A 17,214-nucleotide genomic window follows, 5' to 3' on the forward strand; every position below is an offset into this window, starting at 1 on the left:
GGCCGCCGCCGTACACCGCGGGGCGCGGCCCGCTCGGGGGCCCCGGCGGGGTACGCCACCCGGCGGCCCCCCGGCCGTCGCATTTCCGGGTCGCGGCGTGCGCCCGGCGTACGCCATAGTTGAACAGTTGAGCTGTGGAGCCCTCTGAGGGATGGAAACCCCACGAAGTTGGGTAAAAACGCTGTGGCGGCGCCACTGTCCATGATTCCCTCTTAACCACCTACGCAGCCCCTCGGACGTCCCGCAGACTCCCCTCCCCAGCCGGGCAGGCTGGGCTGATCGGGCTGACATGGCCGAACTCCCCCCATCTGTGCGTGCTAGCGGAGCCGATCCATGCTCACGACCCTGAACACCTCCTACACCGATACCCGTGCCGCCGATCTCGCCTGGGCGCTCGGGCGCGAGCCGCTGCCCGCCCTGGCCACCCTCGATCTGGAACTGACGGGGGCGAAGCTGCAGTTGAGACTGCTCGGCGCGTCCCACCAGGTACTGCTGGAGGAGGAGCGGGGCGGCTGTTCGGAGACGGTCGCGTGCATCCCCGGATCCAGCACCCCTCTTCCGCTGGGCGTGGCCAAGCGGGTCGGCGACTGGGAGTACGAGTTCGCGGCGCGCGTCGAGGTGCTGACGCCCGGCTCGTTCGCGGGCCGCGCCCAGGAGTTGCTGGCCCTCGTCTCCGACCACCCGCACGGCCTCGCCGGTGTCTTCCCCGGCAGCCCGCACGCGTTCACCGCGATGCTGGCCCAGCGGCACGTGGGCCAGGTGTACTGGCGCACCTGGCACGCCTACCCGCAGGACGGGCAGTTGGTGGCGACGCGCACGCGCGTGGGGCAGCGGATGCCCGCGCCCCAGACCGGCTGACGCGCGCCTCCTGCCTCCCGGTTGCGATAAACCGCGATGCGTCAACTGGCCCCAGTTCCACACGTGTGGGTGACGAAGCGTACCGAGCGTGTGACGTAACGTCGCAACGTGATCGAACCGCACGCCCCCGCGCGCCCCGGTGCCTCGCCCTGGACCGGCCCCGCACGGCTGCCCGTCCGGCCCGGCACCGGGCGGTTCCTGGTCCTCGTGTGCGTCTTCGTCTGCGCGGCCTGCGGACTCGTGTACGAACTCGAACTCGTCGCGTTCGCCTCGTACTTGATCGGTGACTCGGTCACCCAGGCCTCCGTCGTGCTGTCCGTGATGGTCTTCGCGATGGGCATCGGCTCCCTCGCCGCCAAGCGGCTGCGCTGGCACGCGGCCGCCGGCTTCGGCGCGATCGAGACCGTCCTCGCGCTGGTCGGCGGGTGCAGCGCGATGGCGCTGTACGCCGTCTTCGCCTGGACCGGCGGGTGGGGCGGGGTGTGGGCCGCCGGACCGCGCTGCCTGCTGGTCGCCTTCTCCCTCGCCATCGGACTGCTCATCGGCGCCGAAGTCCCCCTGCTGATGGAGCTGATCCAGCGCATCCGACGCCAGGACGCGGGCGGTGCGGTCGCCGATCTCTTCGCGGCGGACTACGTGGGCGCGCTGGTCGGCGGCCTGGCCTTTCCCTTCCTCCTGCTGCCCTTTCTGGGCCAGTTGACCGGCGCGCTGCTCACCGGCACGGTCAACGTCGTCGCCGGGGGCGCCCTGGTCCTCGGTCTGTTCCGCCGCGACCTGACCCGTCGCGCCCGCTGGACGCTGCTCGTCGCCGGCCTCGTCGTCCTCGGCGTCCTCGCCTCCGCGGTCGCCCTCGCCGGCGACTTCGAACGGGCGGCCCGGCGCGCGGTGTACGGCAGGGACGTCCGGGTCGCGCTGCAGACCGACGTGCAGGAGGTGGTCCTCGCGGGCGGCACCCACGGGCGTCCTCTCGACCTCTTCCTGGACGGCCGGCTGCGGGTCGGCGGCCGTGACGAGCGCGCCTATCACGAGGCCCTGGTCCACCCCGCGATGGCCGGCCCGCACGCGCGCGTGCTCGTCCTCGGCGGCGGCGACGGCCTGGCCGCCCGCGAAGTCCTGCGCTACAGGGACGTGCGCGGCGTCGACGTCGTAGAACTCGATCCCGCCCTCATCGGCCTGGCCCGCCACGACCCCGGCCTGTCCGCCCTCAACGGTCACGCGTACGACGACCCGCGCATCCGCGTCACGACCGCCGACGCGCTCACCTGGCTGCGCGGGGCGCCCGAGTCTGCGTACGACGTCGTGATCGCCGACCTGCCCGACCCCGGCATCACGGCCAGCACCAAGCTGTACTCGCAGGAGTTCTACGGCCTGGCCCGCCGCGTCCTCGCCCCCGGCGGCCGCCTCGTGGTCCACGCGGGCCCCGTCGCCGCCCGGCCCCGCGTCTTCTGGACGGTGGCAGCGACCCTGCGGGCAGCGGGCTTCACCGCGTCCCCCTACCGGGTCCTCGGCCACGACTCCGGCTTCCCGGCCGGCCCCGACCGCTCGGCGGGCGCATCCCGGGCCCCTCACGACTGGGGCTTCCTCCTGGCGACCCCGGGACCTGCGGCTCCCCGCCTGACCCTGGACCCGAGGGGCCCGCACCCCCGCACCCTGACCCGCCGGGCCCTGACCGCCGACGCCCGCGCAGCATCCCGTACCCGAGTCGGCGGCCTGCCGGCATCGACACTGGTGCACCCGCGGTACTGAGGCGGCGGGCGGGCCGAGGGGGACACGGGTGTCGGGCGGCGCGAGGGGGAGGGGCTGTCGAGCGGGGGCGACGGGGAGGGGCGCCGCGTGGAGAGGGAGGGGTTTTGGGCGGGGCGAGAGAGTGAGGTTGTGGGGCGTGGCTGCGGGGGAGGGCGGACATGGCTGCGGGGGAGAGGGTGTCGGGCGGGACCGAGCGGTATCAGCAGATGCCGGTGCACTTCGTGCCCGACGGAGCCGGCTCGCTCCTCGACCGGTCGAGTCGGCGGCCTTCCACCCGGTCGAGTCGGCGGCCTTCCACCGGTCGAGTCTGCGACCTACTACCCGGTCGAGTCGGTGGCCTGCTACCCGGTCGGGTCTGCAACGTTCTACCCGGTCGAGTTGGTGTCCCCGGTCAATTCGGTGCCCCCGTCCGTCCAAGTCGGCCGTTTCCCGTCCGCGCGGGTGGTCCTTGTTCCTGTGCCGCTCGGCCCACCGGGACAGGTGGGTGGGCGAGTGGGATGCGGGGCGCAGCTCCCGGCGGGGAGGGTACGTTCCGGCTACGACTGGGTAGGCTCAGCCGACATGGAGTACCAGGTCTTCGTCCCGGTTCCGCCGGACCGGCTGAGGGCAGCCCTCGCCGATCCCTCCCGCGTGGCCGGCGCGGTTCCCGGCCTCCAGCAGGACGCCGGTGCCGAACCCGTCACCGGACGCCTGAAGCTGAGGGTCGGCAGCCACTCCGTCACCTACCGCGGCACCCTCCGCAGCACGCCCCGCGAGGACGGCACGTACACCGTCGAGGGCGATGCCACCGAGGCTCGCGGCAGCGGCACCATCACCTTCACGCTCACCCTCCGCCTCGCGGGCACCGACGACGGCACCACCGTCGTCATCGACGCAGCGGCGGACGCCGGCGGCCGCATCGCGGAACTCCCGAAGGACGCGGTGAACTCGGCGTTGACCCGCCTGCTGCACCGTTTCGTGGAGGCTCTGTCGGAGAGCCCGGAGAGCCCGGAGGCCGCGGAGAAGTCGGCCGTCGGGCCCGAGCGGGAGTCCGGACCCGGGCGTGAGCCCGAAGCCGAGCCGGAGCCCGGACACACCTCCGTCTTCGACACCGAGGTCCCCCCACCGTCCCTGGACCCCACCACGGACGACACCGCAGCCGAGTACGCGGCGAACGAGAACTCGTCGAGCGAGAAGCCGTCGAGCGAGAAGCCGTCGGGCGAGAACTCTTCGGACGAGTACACCGCGGCCGAGTACACCGCCGCAGCCGATGACGACCGTCTCACCGGCGGCTTCGCCGACACGGGCGAGCCGCCCGCCGAGGCCGCGCACGCCCGCAGGACGATGATCGGCCGCAGCGCGGAGGAGGTCGACCACGCCCCACCGCGCGGCCGCTACGCCCCCGTCCCGGCCCCCCAGACCGTCGCCGGCAACCCGGTCCTGCGCTGGGCGGCCCCCGCGGCGGCCCTCGCCCTGGCCTCGGCGATCGTGGTCGGCCGCGCCCTGCGTAGACGCCGTTACTGACCGACCACTGACCGACCACCGACCGGGCACTGACCGAGTGCCGACCGGGCACTGATCGAGTGCCGATCGAGCGCGTCGTGCGGTGCACGCCCTCTTGATCGCCCCAGTAGGGTCGTGCCGTGAGTAACGAAGACATCACGCTGACCGCGGGCGACGCGGAAGTGAGCGTGCTGCCCGGCAACGGCGGCCGCATCGGTGGGCTCCGGATCGGCGGCGTGGAGCTGCTGCGGCAGGGCGAGCGCTACGGCTGCTTCCCGATGGTGCCCTGGTGCGGCCGGGTCCGGGAGGGCCGCTTCCTGGACGGGGCCACCGTTCGCCAGATGCCCCTCAACTCCCCGCCGCACGCCATCCACGGCACCGCACGCGACGGCGCCTGGCGCACCGCCCGCACCTCGGCGAACGAGGCGGTCATCACCTACGACCTGGTCGACCCCTGGCCGCACCGCGGCCGCATCACGCACGTCGTGGCACTGGCCGAGGACAGCCTGACGCTGACGATGAGCGTGGAGACGTACGACGACTCCTTCCCGGCGCAGATCGGCTGGCACCCCTGGTTCAACCGCAGCCTCGGCGGCGCGGACGCACAGCTGGACTTCACGCCGGCCTGGCAGGAGGAGCGCGGCGCCGACCACCTGCCCACCGGCAACCGCATCGACCCGAAGGCCGGACCCTGGGACGACTGCTTCGGCATGCCCGGCGGCGTCGACGTCACCCTCACCTGGCCCGGACAGCTGGAGCTCAAGGTGACCAGCCGCGAGGAGTGGGTGGTCGTCTACGACGAGCAGGCCGAGGCCGTCTGCGTGGAGCCGCAGACCGGTCCGCCCAACGGCCTGAACACCCTCCCGCGCCTGGTCACGCCGGTGGAGCCGCTGGAGGCCTCGACCACCTGGAGCTGGCGCCGCATCTAAGCTGGTCGGCATGACGGACGTACGTGGCGAGCTGCTGCAGCAGATCAAGGACAAGGCCGTGGTGCACGGCAAGGTGACCCTCTCCTCGGGTCTGGAGGCCGACTACTACGTCGACCTGCGCCGCATCACCCTCGACGGCGAGGCCGCCCCGCTGGTCGGCCAGGTGCTCCTGGACCTGACCGCCGACCTCGACTTCGACGCGGTGGGCGGTCTGACCATGGGCGCCGACCCGGTCGCCGCCGCCATGCTGCACGCGGCCGCCGCGCGCGGCAGGAAGCTCGACGCCTTCGTCGTACGCAAGGCGGCGAAGGCGCACGGGCTGCAGCGGCGGGTGGAGGGACCGGACATCACGGGCAGGCGTGTGCTCGTGGTCGAGGACACCTCCACCACCGGCGGCTCCCCGCTCACCGCGGTGGAGGCCGTGCGCGAGGCCGGTGCCGAGGTCGTCGCCGTCGCGACCATCGTGGACCGGGCCACCGGCGCCGCCGAGAAGATCGAGGCCGGCGCGGGCGTTCCCTACCGGTTCGCCTTCTCGAAGGATGAACTGGGTCTGGACTGACGCGCGCCTTTGACCTGGACTTGACCGGGACGCCGAGCATGGCGTCAGGTCTGGAAAGATGGGGCCGACGACGACGTCACTCCCCAGGTCTAGGTCAGGGCCGCAGTACGCAGAACGCCAACCCGCACACTCAAGGAGCGGACACATGCCCATCGCAACCCCCGAGGTCTACAACGAGATGCTCGACCGGGCGAAGGCAGGCAAGTTCGCCTACCCGGCCATCAACGTCACCTCGTCCCAGACCCTGCACGCCGCCCTGCGCGGTTTCGCGGAGGCCGAGAGCGACGGCATCGTCCAGATCTCCACGGGTGGCGCCGAGTTCCTGGGCGGCCAGTACAGCAAGGACATGGTGACCGGTGCGGTCGCCCTCGCCGAGTTCGCGCACATCGTCGCCGAGAAGTACCCGGTCAACATCGCGCTGCACACGGACCACTGCCCGAAGGACAAGCTCGACGGGTACGTACGTCCGCTGCTCGCGGTCTCCGAGGAGCGCGTCAAGGCAGGCCGCAACCCGCTGTTCCAGTCCCACATGTGGGACGGCTCCGCCGAGACCCTTGCCGACAACCTGGCGATCGCCCAGGAGCTGCTGCCCCGCGCCGCCGCCGCCAAGATCATCCTCGAGGTCGAGATCACCCCGACCGGCGGCGAGGAGGACGGCGTCTCCCACGAGATCAACGACTCCCTGTACACCACGGTCGAGGACGCGATCCGTACCGTCGAGGCCCTCGGCCTGGGCGAGAAGGGCCGCTACCTGCTGGCCGCCTCCTTCGGCAACGTGCACGGCGTGTACAAGCCGGGCAACGTCGTGCTCCGCCCCGACCTGCTGAAGGAGCTGAACGACGGCGTGGCCGCCAAGTTCGGCAAGCAGTCCCCGTTCGACTTCGTCTTCCACGGCGGCTCCGGCTCCACCGAGCAGGAGATCCTCACCGCGCTGGAGAACGGCGTCGTGAAGATGAACCTCGACACGGACACCCAGTACGCCTTCACCCGTCCGGTCGCCGACCACATGCTCAGGAACTACGACGGCGTCCTGAAGGTCGACGGCGAGGTCGGCGACAAGAAGACCTACGACCCGCGCACCTGGGGCAAGCTGGCCGAGGCGTCCATGGCCGCGCGTGTCGTCGAGGCCACGAAGAACCTGCGCTCGGCGGGCAACAGGATCAAGTAACCCGTCGCGGAATCTCCGCCGCGGTACTGCGGTGAGCCCGGCGCCTGCGCAAGGCGTCGGGCTCGCTGTATACCTGGGAGCATGCCCGACGTCAGGCTGGCCTCGTCCCAGGGCAGGTGGATCCTGTCCACCACGGTCCTCGGCTCCAGCATGGCCATGCTGGACTCGACCGTCGTCAACGTGGCCCTGCCGACCATCGGCCGCGACCTCGACGCGAGCCTCGCCGCCCTCCAGTGGACGGTCAACGCGTACATGGTCACGCTGGCCGGCCTGATCCTGCTGGGCGGCTCGCTGGGCGACCGCTACGGCCGCCGCAGGATCTTCGTTCTCGGGGTCGTCTGGTTCGCGGCCGCGTCCCTGCTGTGCGGACTCGCCCCCACCTCCGGCGTCCTCATCGGCGCCCGGGCCCTCCAGGGCATCGGCGGCGCGCTCCTCACCCCCGGATCCCTCGCCCTCATCCAGGCATCCTTCCACCCGGACGACCGCAGCCCGGCGGTCGGACTGTGGTCCGGCTTCGGCGGGATCGGCGCGGCCGTGGGCCCCTTCCTGGGCGGCTGGCTGGTGGACGGCCCCGGCTGGCGCTGGGTGTTCCTGCTCAACGTGCCGCTGGCCCTGCTGTGCGTGCCCGTCGCCCTGCGCCACGTTCCCGAGTCGACCGACAAGCGCGCCCACGGCCGCTTCGACGTCCTCGGCGCGGCCCTGGGCGCCCTGGCGCTGGCCCTGCTGACGTACGCGCTGATCGAGGCCCCCGGCGGTTCCCCGGCGGTGGCGGCGAGCGCGGTGGCCGGCGTGGCCGCGGCCGTCGCCTTCGTGTACGTCGAGAAGCACCGCCCCGACCCCATGCTCCCGCCCGGCATCTTCGCCTCGCGCCAGTTCACGGCGGTCAACCTGGTCACGCTGTGCGTGTACGCGGCCTTCGGAGGCTTCTTCTTCCTCACCGCTCTCCAGCTCCAGGTGGTGGCGGGCTACTCCGCCCTGCAGGCCGGTACGGCACTGCTGCCCACGACGGCCCTGATGCTGCTGTTCTCCGCCCGCTCCGGTGCGCTGGCCGACCGTACGGGGCCGCGGCTGCCGCTGACCGTCGGCCCGCTGCTGTGCGCCGCGGCGATGCTGCTGATGCTCCGCGTGGGTGTCGGCGCGGACTACCTCACCGACGTCCTGCCGGCCGTCCTCGTGATGGGCGTCGGCATGGTCACCCTGGTCGCCCCGCTCACCGCCACGGTCCTCGCCTCCGTCGACACCGCTCGGGCGGGTCTGGCCAGCGGCATCAACAACGCGGCGGCGCGGGCGGCGGGGCTGGTGGCGGTGGCCGGGCTCCCTCTGGTGGCGGGGATGGGTCCGGAGGCGTACCGGTCCGCTTCCGCTTTCGACGCGGCGTTCGACCGGGCGATGCCGATCTGTGCGGGGGTGCTCGTGGTGGGGGCCGCGCTGGCCTTCGCGCTGGTGCGCCGGCCGGCGCCGGACTGCCGGCACCCGGAGTGCAGGACCCATGGCTGCATCACGTCCCCGCCGCTGGAGTCGGGCCGCCGCCCGTGACTCCGGCCCGCCGTTCCCGGCCGCGGGCCCGCGGCCGGGCGCCGGCCGCAGCCGTACCCGCCGTCCCTCGTCCGCTGGTCCGTCGTGGCTGGTCGCGCAGTTCCCCGCGCCCCTTGGGGGTTGCGGCTCCGTCGGTTGCGAGGGTGCCGTATGCAGCCGTGCCCGCCGTCCCTCGTCCGCTGGTCCGTCGTGGCTGGTCGCGCAGTTCCCCGCGCTCCTTCAGGGCGCTCCCAGTGACCCAGCTGCGGGCAGTCGTGCCGCTGGGGGCGATGGGGGTCCCCCGCTCGAGCGAAGCCGAGAGTGGGGGAGGGTGGGCGCGGCGGCACCCTGCGAGCACGGGCAAGCGAAAACGCCCCCGCCCAGCCGCAGCGCCGGGCAACTGGAAACCGGCCGCCCAGCCGCAGCGCCGGGCAACTGGAAACCGGCCGCCCAGCCGCAGCGCCGGGCAACTGGAAACCGGCCGCCCAGCCGCAGCGCCGGGCAAGTGAAACCTTCGGTCCTCGCCGAACGCACCGGGCGAGCCCCCCGTCCCCGGGTGCGGGAAAATGAACGCATGACGATTCACGAGAACCTCCTAGGCGGCCCGCCCCCGACCCACCTCCCCGACGACCCGGAGCCCCGCGAGCTGCTCGCGCAGGGCACCGCCCCCGCGGACGTCGCCGCCAAGTACCCCACCTCCTCCCTCGCCTGGGCCCAGCTGGCCGACGAGGCGTTCGAGCGGGGCGCGGTCGTGGAGTCGTACGCCTATGCCCGTACGGGCTACCACCGCGGCCTGGACGCCCTGCGCCGGGGCGGCTGGAAGGGCCACGGCCCGGTCCCCTGGGAGCACGAGCCCAACCGTGGTTTCCTGCGCGCCCTGCACGGCCTGGCCCGCGCCGCCCAGTCGATCGGCGAGCAGGAGGAGTACGAGCGCTGCTCGCAGTTCCTGAAGGACTCCTCCCCGACGGCGGCCCAGACCCTGGGCTGACCCTGACGGGAGTTCCTGGTGTGGCCCGTCTGGCAGCAGACGGGCCTTGCCGTATCCGATGGGATTGCGGAGGATTCCGGTTGGGGACCGGGGCCCCCGTGCCGGCATCGGCAGGGGCGGACCGCTACCCTTAGTAACAACAGGAGACAGCGATGTCCCCAAAGGGTCACCCCCTTTCCGAGGCCGCTGAGCCCGAGACCCCGCATCTCGACTTCGCGGGCACGACGCCGTACGAGGACTACGTCAAGGCGGACGTGCTCACCCACCTCCAGCAGACCCTCTCCGACGACCCCGGAGAGATGGTCTTCCTGGTGACGACCCAGGTCATGGAGCTGTGGTTCACGGTGATCGTGCACGAGTGGGAGACCGCCGCGAAGGCGCTCCGCTCGGACGACGTCCCGACTGCCGTCGCCGCGCTGAAGCGCTCCGTACGGGAGCTCGAGGCCCTGAACGCCTCCTGGACGCCGCTCGGCCAGCTCACCCCGGTGCAGTTCAACTCGTACCGCTCGGCCCTCGGCGAGGGTTCCGGTTTCCAGTCGGCGATGTACCGCCGCATGGAGTTCCTGCTCGGCGAGAAGTCCGCGTCCATGCTCGTCCCGCACCGCGGCGCCCCGCGCGTCCACGCGGAGCTGGAGAAGGCCCTGCACGAGCCGAGCCTGTACGACGAGGTCCTGCGGTTCCTCGCGCGCCGCGGCCACCCGGTCCCCGCCTCCGTGCTGCACCGGGACGTCGCCCAGCGTTACGAGCCCTGCGACGCCGTGGAGTCGGTCTGGTCGGCCATCTACGCCGGTGACCAGGACGCCGAACCCGCCCGCCTCGGGGAGGCGCTGACCGACGTCGCCGAGCTGGTGTGGCGATGGCGCAACGACCACCTGGTCGCCACCCGCCGCGCGATGGGCGCCAAGCCCGGCACGGGCGGCTCGGCCGGTGTGGCCTGGCTGGAGAAGCGTGCCCGCAAGAACGTGTTCCCCGAGCTGTGGACGGCGAGGTCCCATGTCTGAGCTGGTGCTGCGCGCGCAGAAGCTGGACGCGGCGGACGAGCTGGCCCCGCTGCGCTCCCGCTTCGTCCTCGACACGGCGTCCGCTCATGAGGCCGGTCGTGAGGCCGGCGCCGCGGTGGTCTACCTCGACGGAAACTCGCTCGGCGCGCTGCCGGCGAACGTGCCGGGCCGCGTCGAGGACGTCGTCCGCAGGCAGTGGGGCGAGCTGCGCATCCGCTCCTGGGACGAGAGCGGCTGGTGGACGGCCCCCGAGCGGATCGGCGACCGGATCGCCCCGCTGGTGGGCGCGGCGGCGGGCCAGATCGTCGTGGGCGACTCGACAAGTGTCAATGTTTTCAAGGCACTTGTGGCGGCGGTCCGCATGGCGGGCGACGGCCGTGACGAGATCCTGGTCGACGCGACGACGTTCCCCACGGACGGCTACATCGCCGAGTCCGCGGCCCGCATGACCGGCTGCAGGCTGCGGGCGCTCACCCCGCCGGAGGTGCCTTCGGCGCTGAGCGACCGTACGGCGGCGGTCCTGCTGAACCACGTCGACTACCGCAGCGGCCGCCTGCACGACCTGCCCGCCCTCACCGCCGCGATCCACGCCTCGGGCGCGCTCGCCGTCTGGGACCTGTGCCACAGCGCGGGTGCACTGCCGGTCGGGCTGGACGAGCACGGGGTCGACCTGGCGGTCGGCTGCACCTACAAGTACCTGAACGGCGGCCCCGGTTCGCCCGCGTACCTGTACGTCCGCCGCGATCTGCAGGACCGCTTCGACTCCCCCCTGCCCGGCTGGAACTCCCACGCCGAGCCCTTCGGGATGAGCCCGTCGTACGCCCCGGCGCCGGGTGCCCTGCGCGGTCGCGTCGGCACGCCCGACATCCTCTCCATGCTGGCCCTGGAGGCGGCCCTGGACGTCTGGGACGACGTCTCGATCTCCTCGGTCAGGGCCAAGTCCCTGGCCCTGACGGACTTCTTCCTGGAGTGCGTCGCGGCCTACACCGAGCCCGGCCGCGTGGTCTCGGTGACGCCGGAGCCGCACGGCGAGCGCGGCAGCCAGATCGCCCTGCGCTGCCCCGACGCGGGCGAGGTCATGAAGCGCCTGATCGCCCGGGGCGTCGTGGGCGACTTCCGCCACCCCGACATCCTCCGCTTCGGCTTCACCCCGCTGTACGTCGGTTTCGGCGACGCGGAACGAGCGGCCCGGGTGCTCGGGGAGGTACTCGGGTAACGGAAACGGAAGGCAGCGGGGCGGGGCGCGACCGGGCCCCGCCCCCGTGCTGCAGAACCGTTTACCTTCACCCTCCGTGACATCCCCATGTCCCCGCACGTCACCGGCCTGATACCGTCCCCGCCAACGGCCGACGAAAGAATTCCGCCTGGTCCGCCAAAACCGTTCTGTCGCTGAGAGGTTGGAGCATGCCGGACGACGCCGCCGCAGCCCGCGCCGCCGCCGAGGAGGAGTCGGCCTTCTCGCACCCTCCGGTCGCCCCCGACGTCACCGTGGCCTACGGTGACCATCCCGACCAGGTGATCGACTTCTACGCTCCCCGTACCGACGCCACCCTCGCCCCCCTGGTCGTCGTCCTGCACGGCGGAGCCTGGCGCGCCCGCTACGACCGCCGTCACATCACCCCCTTCGCCGACTACCTGGCCCGCAGAGGCTTCGCCGTGGCCAACGTCGAGTACCGCAGGGGCGGCATCCCCCAGATCCCCGCACAGCCGACGGAACCCGTAACGGCTGCCGGCCCGGGGACGGGCACCGGCGGCGCAGCCGCTGCCGGCAAGGAAACCGGCGGCGAGACCCCGACCCCCCCGGCCGGCCGCTGGCCGGAGACCTTCGACGACGTGGCCGCCGCCCTCGACGCCCTCCCTGCCCTCCTCCCCGAGGCGCTCCCGCAGGCCGACCCCCGCCGCACGGTGCTCACCGGCCACTCGGCGGGCGGCCACCTGGCCCTGTGGGCCGCGGCCCGCCACGTCCTGCCCGTCGACGCCGCCTGGCGCACCGACGGCCCGGCCCTCCTGCGCGGCGTCGTCGCCCTCGCCCCGATCGCGGACTTCGCCGTCGCGGAGAAACTGGACGTCTGCGGCAACGCGGCGCTGCAACTCCTCGGCGGCCACGACCGGTTCGCCGAGCGCCGGCCGTACGCCGATCCCGCGCTGCTCCTCCCGACGGGCATCGCGACCACTCTGGTCCAGGGGCGTACGGACCTGGTGGTGCCGCACCTGGTGGCCGAGTCGTACGCGGACGCGGCGGCGAAGGCGGGCGAGGTGGTGGGCCTGACGCTGCTGGAGGACGTGGGCCACTTCCCGCTGATCGACCCGGCGGCGGACGCGTGCGCGGTGGTGGCGGAGGAGATCGCCCAGCTCGCCTGGTGAAGCGCCCGGTGCACACCTAGGGGCCGCCCCCGGTCATACCCGTAGTACCTGAGAGCTACGGCTCGGAACAGCTCCCTGGCGGGACGCCGACGACACCCCCCGATTTCTAACTTCCTTGTCAGACAAGCCCGATGGCCGGGCGATCTGAAAGGAAGCCGACCATGGGGCGACCCCGTCCGAACACCACGGACCAGCACCCGCCGACGGCGCTTTCGGCCCACGAGGGGCACCCCCGTCCGGCGGCGGAAGCTGCACAGGCGGTGCGGGTGGGAGAACGGACCCGGCCGAAGGCCGGGCGGCGGCCCACCCCCACCTGGCTCCGCGCCTCCCTCTGCGCCCTCCTCACCGCCGCCATAGTCGTCCCCCTCTCCGGCGCTGCCCGCCCCGCCATCCCCGCCCCGTCCCCCGCCCGCCTCGCCCCCCTCACACCGTCCACCCTGCACACCGCGTACGAGGCGAACCGGGCCAACGCCACCGAGGCGGCCCGCATGGCCGCCGCCGACGGCGACGGACACCGCGCCGCCGCGGACCGTGCCCTGGCCGCACCCTCCCGCCACCTCCTCTCCTTCGACGGCCGAGGCACCGGGCTGGCCACGGAGGTCCTCGGTGACCTGACCCGTGCCGACCGCATAGCGGTGCTGGTCCCCGGGTCCGACACCTCCGTGGACACCTACGGCCGCTTCCACAGGGCCGCGGCGGCCCTGTACGAGGACCTCACGCACCGCGCCCCCGCCGGCATCCGCGTCGCCGTGGTCGCCTGGCTCGGCTACCGGACCCCGGGCACGGTCAGCACCACGGTGACCACCACGACCCGGGCCGACCGGGCGGCCCCCCACCTGCGCGCCTTCGTACGGCAGTTGCACACCCTCGCCCCCGCCCGGGCCCGTATCTCCCTGCTCTGTCACTCCTACGGCTCGGTCGTGTGCGGCCGGACCGCCCCCGGTCTGCCCGTCGACGACATCGCCCTGGTCGGCAGCCCCGGCACGGGCGCGGACTCCGTCGCCGGCCTGCACGCACACGCCCGCATCTGGGCGGCCCGCGGCAGCAAGGACTGGGTGGCCCACGTACCGCACGTCCGCGCCGGCCTGCTCGGCATCACCGTCGGCTTCGGCACCGACCCGGTCTCCCGCGGCTTCGGGGCCCGGGTCTTCGACGCCGCCGACGCCGACCACAGCGGCTACTTCACTCCGGGCTCGGCCTCCCTCGCCAACCTGGCCCGGATCACCCTCGGCGAGACCTCGGAGGTGACCCGTGCCTGAGCCGGCCCTGAGCGCCCCGCGCCGCGCGCTGCACGCGATACGTCAGGGTGCCCACCGCGTGGACACCGCCACACCCGCGTCCCGGGACCGCGCGGTCGACGCCCTGCGCGCCTTCGCGATCCTCGGTGTCGTCCTCGGCCACTGGCTGGTGACGGCCCTGGTCGCGCACGACGGCGGGCTGCACACGGCGAGCCCGCTGCAGCACATGCCCTGGCTGGCCCCGGTCTCCTGGGTCTTCCAGACCCTGGCCGTCTTCTTCCTGGTGGGCGGCCATGTGGCGACCCGCAGCCATGCCTCGGCCCGGGCCCGCGGCGCGTCGTACGGCGCCTGGCTGCGCGCCCGGCTGGCTCGCCTCCTCAGGCCGGTCGTCGCCCTCCTCGCCCTGTGGACGGTGGCGGCGACGGCCCTGCTGCTGAGCGGAACCTCCTTCGAGACGCTCCACACGCTGGTCAAACTGGCCCTGTCCCCTCTGTGGTTCCTGCTGGTCTTCGCCGCCCTGACGGCGGCGACCCCGCTGGTCGCCCGCCTCAATCCGCTGTGGCCCCTGGCCGTCGTCCTGCACGTGGACGTTCTCCGTTTCGGTCTGCACGTGGGCCCCTCCTGGCTGGGCTGGGTGAACCTGGCGGCGGGCTGGCTGGTCCCGTACACCCTGGGCGCCGCCTGGACCCGCGGCGAGCTGGAGACCCGCCGCGCGGCCTGGGTGCTGCTCGCAGGCGGTACGACGGCCACGACCGTCCTCGTGCTGTGGGCGGGCTACCCCGCGTCGATGGTCGGCGTCCCGGGCGCCGCGGTCTCCAACCTCAACCCGCCCACCCTGGCGGCCGTGACCTTCGGGCTGGCCCAGTGCGGTCTGGCCCTGCTGCTGCGCGGCCGGCTGCGCCGGGCGATGCGCCGCCCGCTCGCCTGGGCGGGCGTGGCCCTGGCCAACCTCTCCGCGATGACGATCTATCTGTGGCACCTGACCGCCCTGATGGCCACGACGGCCACGGCCCTCACGGCAGGCCGCCTCCCCGGCCTGCACACGCTCCCCGACGGCCTGGGCTGGGTGGCGGCCCGGCTCCTCTGGCTCCCGGTGTTCACCCTGGTCCTGGCCCTGTGCTGGACCGCGTTCCGGTCCTGTGAGCAGGGGACCCGCCGCCGTCCGGCGGGCCCCGGCGTGCCCGCCGCGCGGGAGCGCTCGCGGGTGGTCCGGGTGCACCGGGCCGCGGAGGGCGAGAGCGCACGGGCGGTCCGCCGTGTCTAAGGTGTGGCGCGTGACGGAAACGGGGGGCCGCCGGGTTCTTGCTGCGCCGGCGGGCAGGCTCAGGCGCTGGCTGCGGGTGCTGCACGACGACCTGTGGACCGTCCGGCCGGATCCGCTGCCCCCCTCCGTCTGGCTGCGCTGGCTGCCGCACGGCGTGGTGTGCCTGGCCGCGTTCGGGGTCACGCTCGGCGCGGTGGCACAGCTCAACGACGGTGGGCATCTGAGCGGCGGATCGGCGTTCCTGATCGGTCTTTCGCAGGGCGGCGCGATCCTCCTCGCGGTGTGGCGGCCCGTCCCGGCCTGGTGGCTGTCCATGGCGGCGACCGTGGTGGGAGCCGTCGCAGTCCACGGAGCCCAGGGCATGGTGGCCGGGGAGGAGTTCACCTGGCCCTGGACCGCGGCCGGCATCATCGCGCACCTGCTCGTCCTGCTGCTGCTCACGCTGCGCGTGCGCACCCGGGCGTCGGTCGAGGCGCTGGTCCTGACCGCGCTGGCCACCTACGTCCTGGAGGGTGTGTGGGGCGGGGCGCACTACCAGCCCACCGGGGTCGTCGCGGTGGTGCTGTCCGCGGTCGTCGTGGTGCTCGGCATCGCCCTGCGCGGCCGCCGCGAGGCGCGCGCCGAACTCGTCGAGCAGACCACGCTCACCGCCGAGGAGCGGTCCCGCCGCACCCTGCTGGAGGAGCGCAGCCGTATCGCGCGGGAGCTGCACGACGTGGTCGCGCACCACATGTCGGTCATCTCCATCCAGGCGCAGGTGGCCCCCCACCTGGTCGAGCGCCCGTCGGACGAGCTGATCGAGAACCTCGAGGGCATCCGGCACAACGCGCTGGAGGCGCTCACCGAGCTGCGCCGGGTGCTCGGCGTGCTGCGTTCGGAGAATCCCGAGGATCCCTACGGCCTGGGGGCTCCCGGCACCGGAGCGGCCCCGGACGCTCCCCAGCCCACGCTCGACCGGCTGGGCACGCTGATCGAGAACACCCGCGCGGCCGGGCTGGACGTGGCCAGCGAGATCGTGGGCGAGGCGCGGCCCTACGCTCCGGGTGTGGAGCTGTCGGCGTACCGGATCGTGCAGGAGGCGCTGAGCAACGCCCTGCGGCACGCGCCGGGTTCCCGGGTGCGCGTCGAGGTCGGGCACTTCCCGAACGGCCTGCACCTGGAGGTGATCAACTCCCGCCCGCAGCAGCCGGTCCCGCCCTCCCCGGGTGCCGGACACGGGCTGCTCGGCATGCGGGAGCGCGCGACGATGCTCGGCGGCCATGTCGACGCGAACCCGACCCGGCACGGCGGTTTCAGGGTCACGGCCTTCCTGCCCCGGGACGCCGCCCCGGCCGCAACCCCGTCCGATCCGTCCCGACAGGAGAAGTGACCCCATGACGAGCGGCACCATCCGCGTACTCATCGCCGACGACCAGCAGATGGTCCGGCAGGGCTTCACCGTGCTGCTCAACACCCAGCCCGACATCGAGGTCGTCGGACAGGCGGTGGACGGCCGGGACGCGATCGCCAAGACCGCCGAACTGACCCCGGACGTGGTCCTGATGGACATCCGGATGCCCGATGTCGGCGGCATCGAGGCGACCGGCCGCATCACCACCGACCACCCGGGCATCAGGGTTCTCGTCCTGACCACCTTCGACCTGGACGAGTACGTGTACGAGGCGCTGCGCGCCGGTGCCTCCGGGTTCCTGCTCAAGGACGCCTCCGCGGCCCAGCTCGCCGAGGCGGTCCGGGTCGTGGCGGCCGGTGACGCGCTGCTCGCCCCGGGCATCACCCGCCGGCTCATCGCCGAGTTCTCCCGTCTGGACGGCACGCCCAGGGCCCCGCTCAAGCAGCGGGTGGGCGATCTGACGGAGCGGGAGACGGAGGTGCTGGCGCTGATCGCGCAGGGTCTGTCGAACGCGGAGATCGCGGAGCGGCTGGTGGTGGCCGAGCAGACGGTGAAGACGCACGTGAGCCGGATCCTGGTGAAGCTGGGCCTCAGGGACCGCACCCAGGCGGCGGTCTTCGCCTACGAGTCCGGCCTGGTCCGCCCCGGCGGCCGCTGACCCGCCCCCGCCCCCGCTGACCCGCCCCCGCCCCCCGACTCGTAGTACCTGAGA

At 73.3% G+C, this 17,214-nt stretch carries 15 protein-coding genes; all 15 read left to right on the plus strand.

Annotated elements, in window-relative coordinates; translation table 11 throughout:
* Window positions 1-333: 333 nt before the first annotated feature.
* The 15 genes from AB0H32_RS08700 (at window position 334) to AB0H32_RS08770 (ending at window position 17,160) form a co-directional block, all read left to right on the plus strand.
* Window positions 334-858, plus strand: coding sequence for a DUF2617 family protein (locus AB0H32_RS08700; protein WP_361116365.1), 525 nt, complete (start codon window positions 334-336; stop codon window positions 856-858).
* A gap of 108 nt (window positions 859-966) precedes the next feature.
* Window positions 967-2,604 (plus strand): polyamine aminopropyltransferase, encoded by a 1,638-nt coding sequence (locus tag AB0H32_RS08705; protein ID WP_361116368.1) that lies wholly within the window; start codon window positions 967-969, stop codon window positions 2,602-2,604.
* Between the two features lie 561 nt (window positions 2,605-3,165).
* On the plus strand, window positions 3,166-4,107 hold the full coding sequence (locus AB0H32_RS08710) for an SRPBCC domain-containing protein (protein ID WP_361116371.1): 942 nt from the start codon (window positions 3,166-3,168) through the stop codon (window positions 4,105-4,107).
* 119 nt (window positions 4,108-4,226) lie between these two features.
* The gene (locus tag AB0H32_RS08715; protein WP_361116374.1) at window positions 4,227-5,015 is read left to right on the plus strand and encodes an aldose 1-epimerase; all 789 of its coding nucleotides are present in this window, start codon (window positions 4,227-4,229) and stop codon (window positions 5,013-5,015) included.
* A 10-nt stretch (window positions 5,016-5,025) separates the two neighbouring features.
* The gene (gene pyrE, locus AB0H32_RS08720; protein WP_361116377.1) at window positions 5,026-5,574 is read left to right on the plus strand and encodes an orotate phosphoribosyltransferase; all 549 of its coding nucleotides are present in this window, start codon (window positions 5,026-5,028) and stop codon (window positions 5,572-5,574) included.
* A gap of 145 nt (window positions 5,575-5,719) precedes the next feature.
* Entirely contained in the window at window positions 5,720-6,742 is a 1,023-nt protein-coding gene (fbaA, locus tag AB0H32_RS08725) for a class II fructose-bisphosphate aldolase (RefSeq protein WP_361116380.1), read from the plus strand.
* Between the two features lie 81 nt (window positions 6,743-6,823).
* Complete coding sequence (locus AB0H32_RS08730) at window positions 6,824-8,278, plus strand: MFS transporter (protein WP_361116383.1); 1,455 nt, start codon at window positions 6,824-6,826, stop codon at window positions 8,276-8,278.
* 553 nt (window positions 8,279-8,831) lie between these two features.
* Window positions 8,832-9,245 (plus strand): DUF3151 domain-containing protein, encoded by a 414-nt coding sequence (locus tag AB0H32_RS08735; RefSeq protein ID WP_361116387.1) that lies wholly within the window; start codon window positions 8,832-8,834, stop codon window positions 9,243-9,245.
* Between the two features lie 152 nt (window positions 9,246-9,397).
* A complete protein-coding gene (locus AB0H32_RS08740) occupies window positions 9,398-10,246 on the plus strand; it encodes a tryptophan 2,3-dioxygenase family protein (RefSeq protein ID WP_361116390.1) in 849 nt (282 codons plus the stop codon).
* Entirely contained in the window at window positions 10,239-11,462 is a 1,224-nt protein-coding gene (kynU, locus tag AB0H32_RS08745) for a kynureninase (RefSeq protein WP_361116393.1), read from the plus strand. Before AB0H32_RS08740 ends, kynU begins: the two co-directional genes overlap by 8 nt.
* A 188-nt stretch (window positions 11,463-11,650) precedes the next feature.
* Window positions 11,651-12,610: an alpha/beta hydrolase gene (locus AB0H32_RS08750; RefSeq protein WP_361116396.1), complete on the plus strand. Its 960-nt coding sequence runs from the start codon at window positions 11,651-11,653 to the stop codon at window positions 12,608-12,610.
* A 161-nt stretch (window positions 12,611-12,771) separates the two neighbouring features.
* Window positions 12,772-13,869 carry an alpha/beta hydrolase gene (locus AB0H32_RS08755; protein ID WP_361116399.1) on the plus strand — a complete coding sequence of 366 codons (1,098 nt, stop codon included), beginning with the start codon at window positions 12,772-12,774 and terminating at the stop codon, window positions 13,867-13,869.
* Window positions 13,862-15,112: an acyltransferase gene (locus tag AB0H32_RS08760; protein ID WP_361116402.1), complete on the plus strand. Its 1,251-nt coding sequence runs from the start codon at window positions 13,862-13,864 to the stop codon at window positions 15,110-15,112. Before AB0H32_RS08755 ends, AB0H32_RS08760 begins: the two co-directional genes overlap by 8 nt.
* A gap of 10 nt (window positions 15,113-15,122) precedes the next feature.
* On the plus strand, window positions 15,123-16,481 hold the full coding sequence (locus AB0H32_RS08765; RefSeq protein WP_361116404.1) for a histidine kinase: 1,359 nt from the start codon (window positions 15,123-15,125) through the stop codon (window positions 16,479-16,481).
* A gap of 4 nt (window positions 16,482-16,485) precedes the next feature.
* Window positions 16,486-17,160 carry a response regulator transcription factor gene (locus AB0H32_RS08770; protein WP_361116407.1) on the plus strand — a complete coding sequence of 225 codons (675 nt, stop codon included), beginning with the start codon at window positions 16,486-16,488 and terminating at the stop codon, window positions 17,158-17,160.
* Window positions 17,161-17,214 lie beyond the last annotated feature (54 nt).

This window comes from Streptomyces sp. NPDC020362 (assembly GCF_040642095.1).
In the GTDB taxonomy this organism is placed as follows: Bacteria; Actinomycetota; Actinomycetes; order Streptomycetales; family Streptomycetaceae; genus Streptomyces.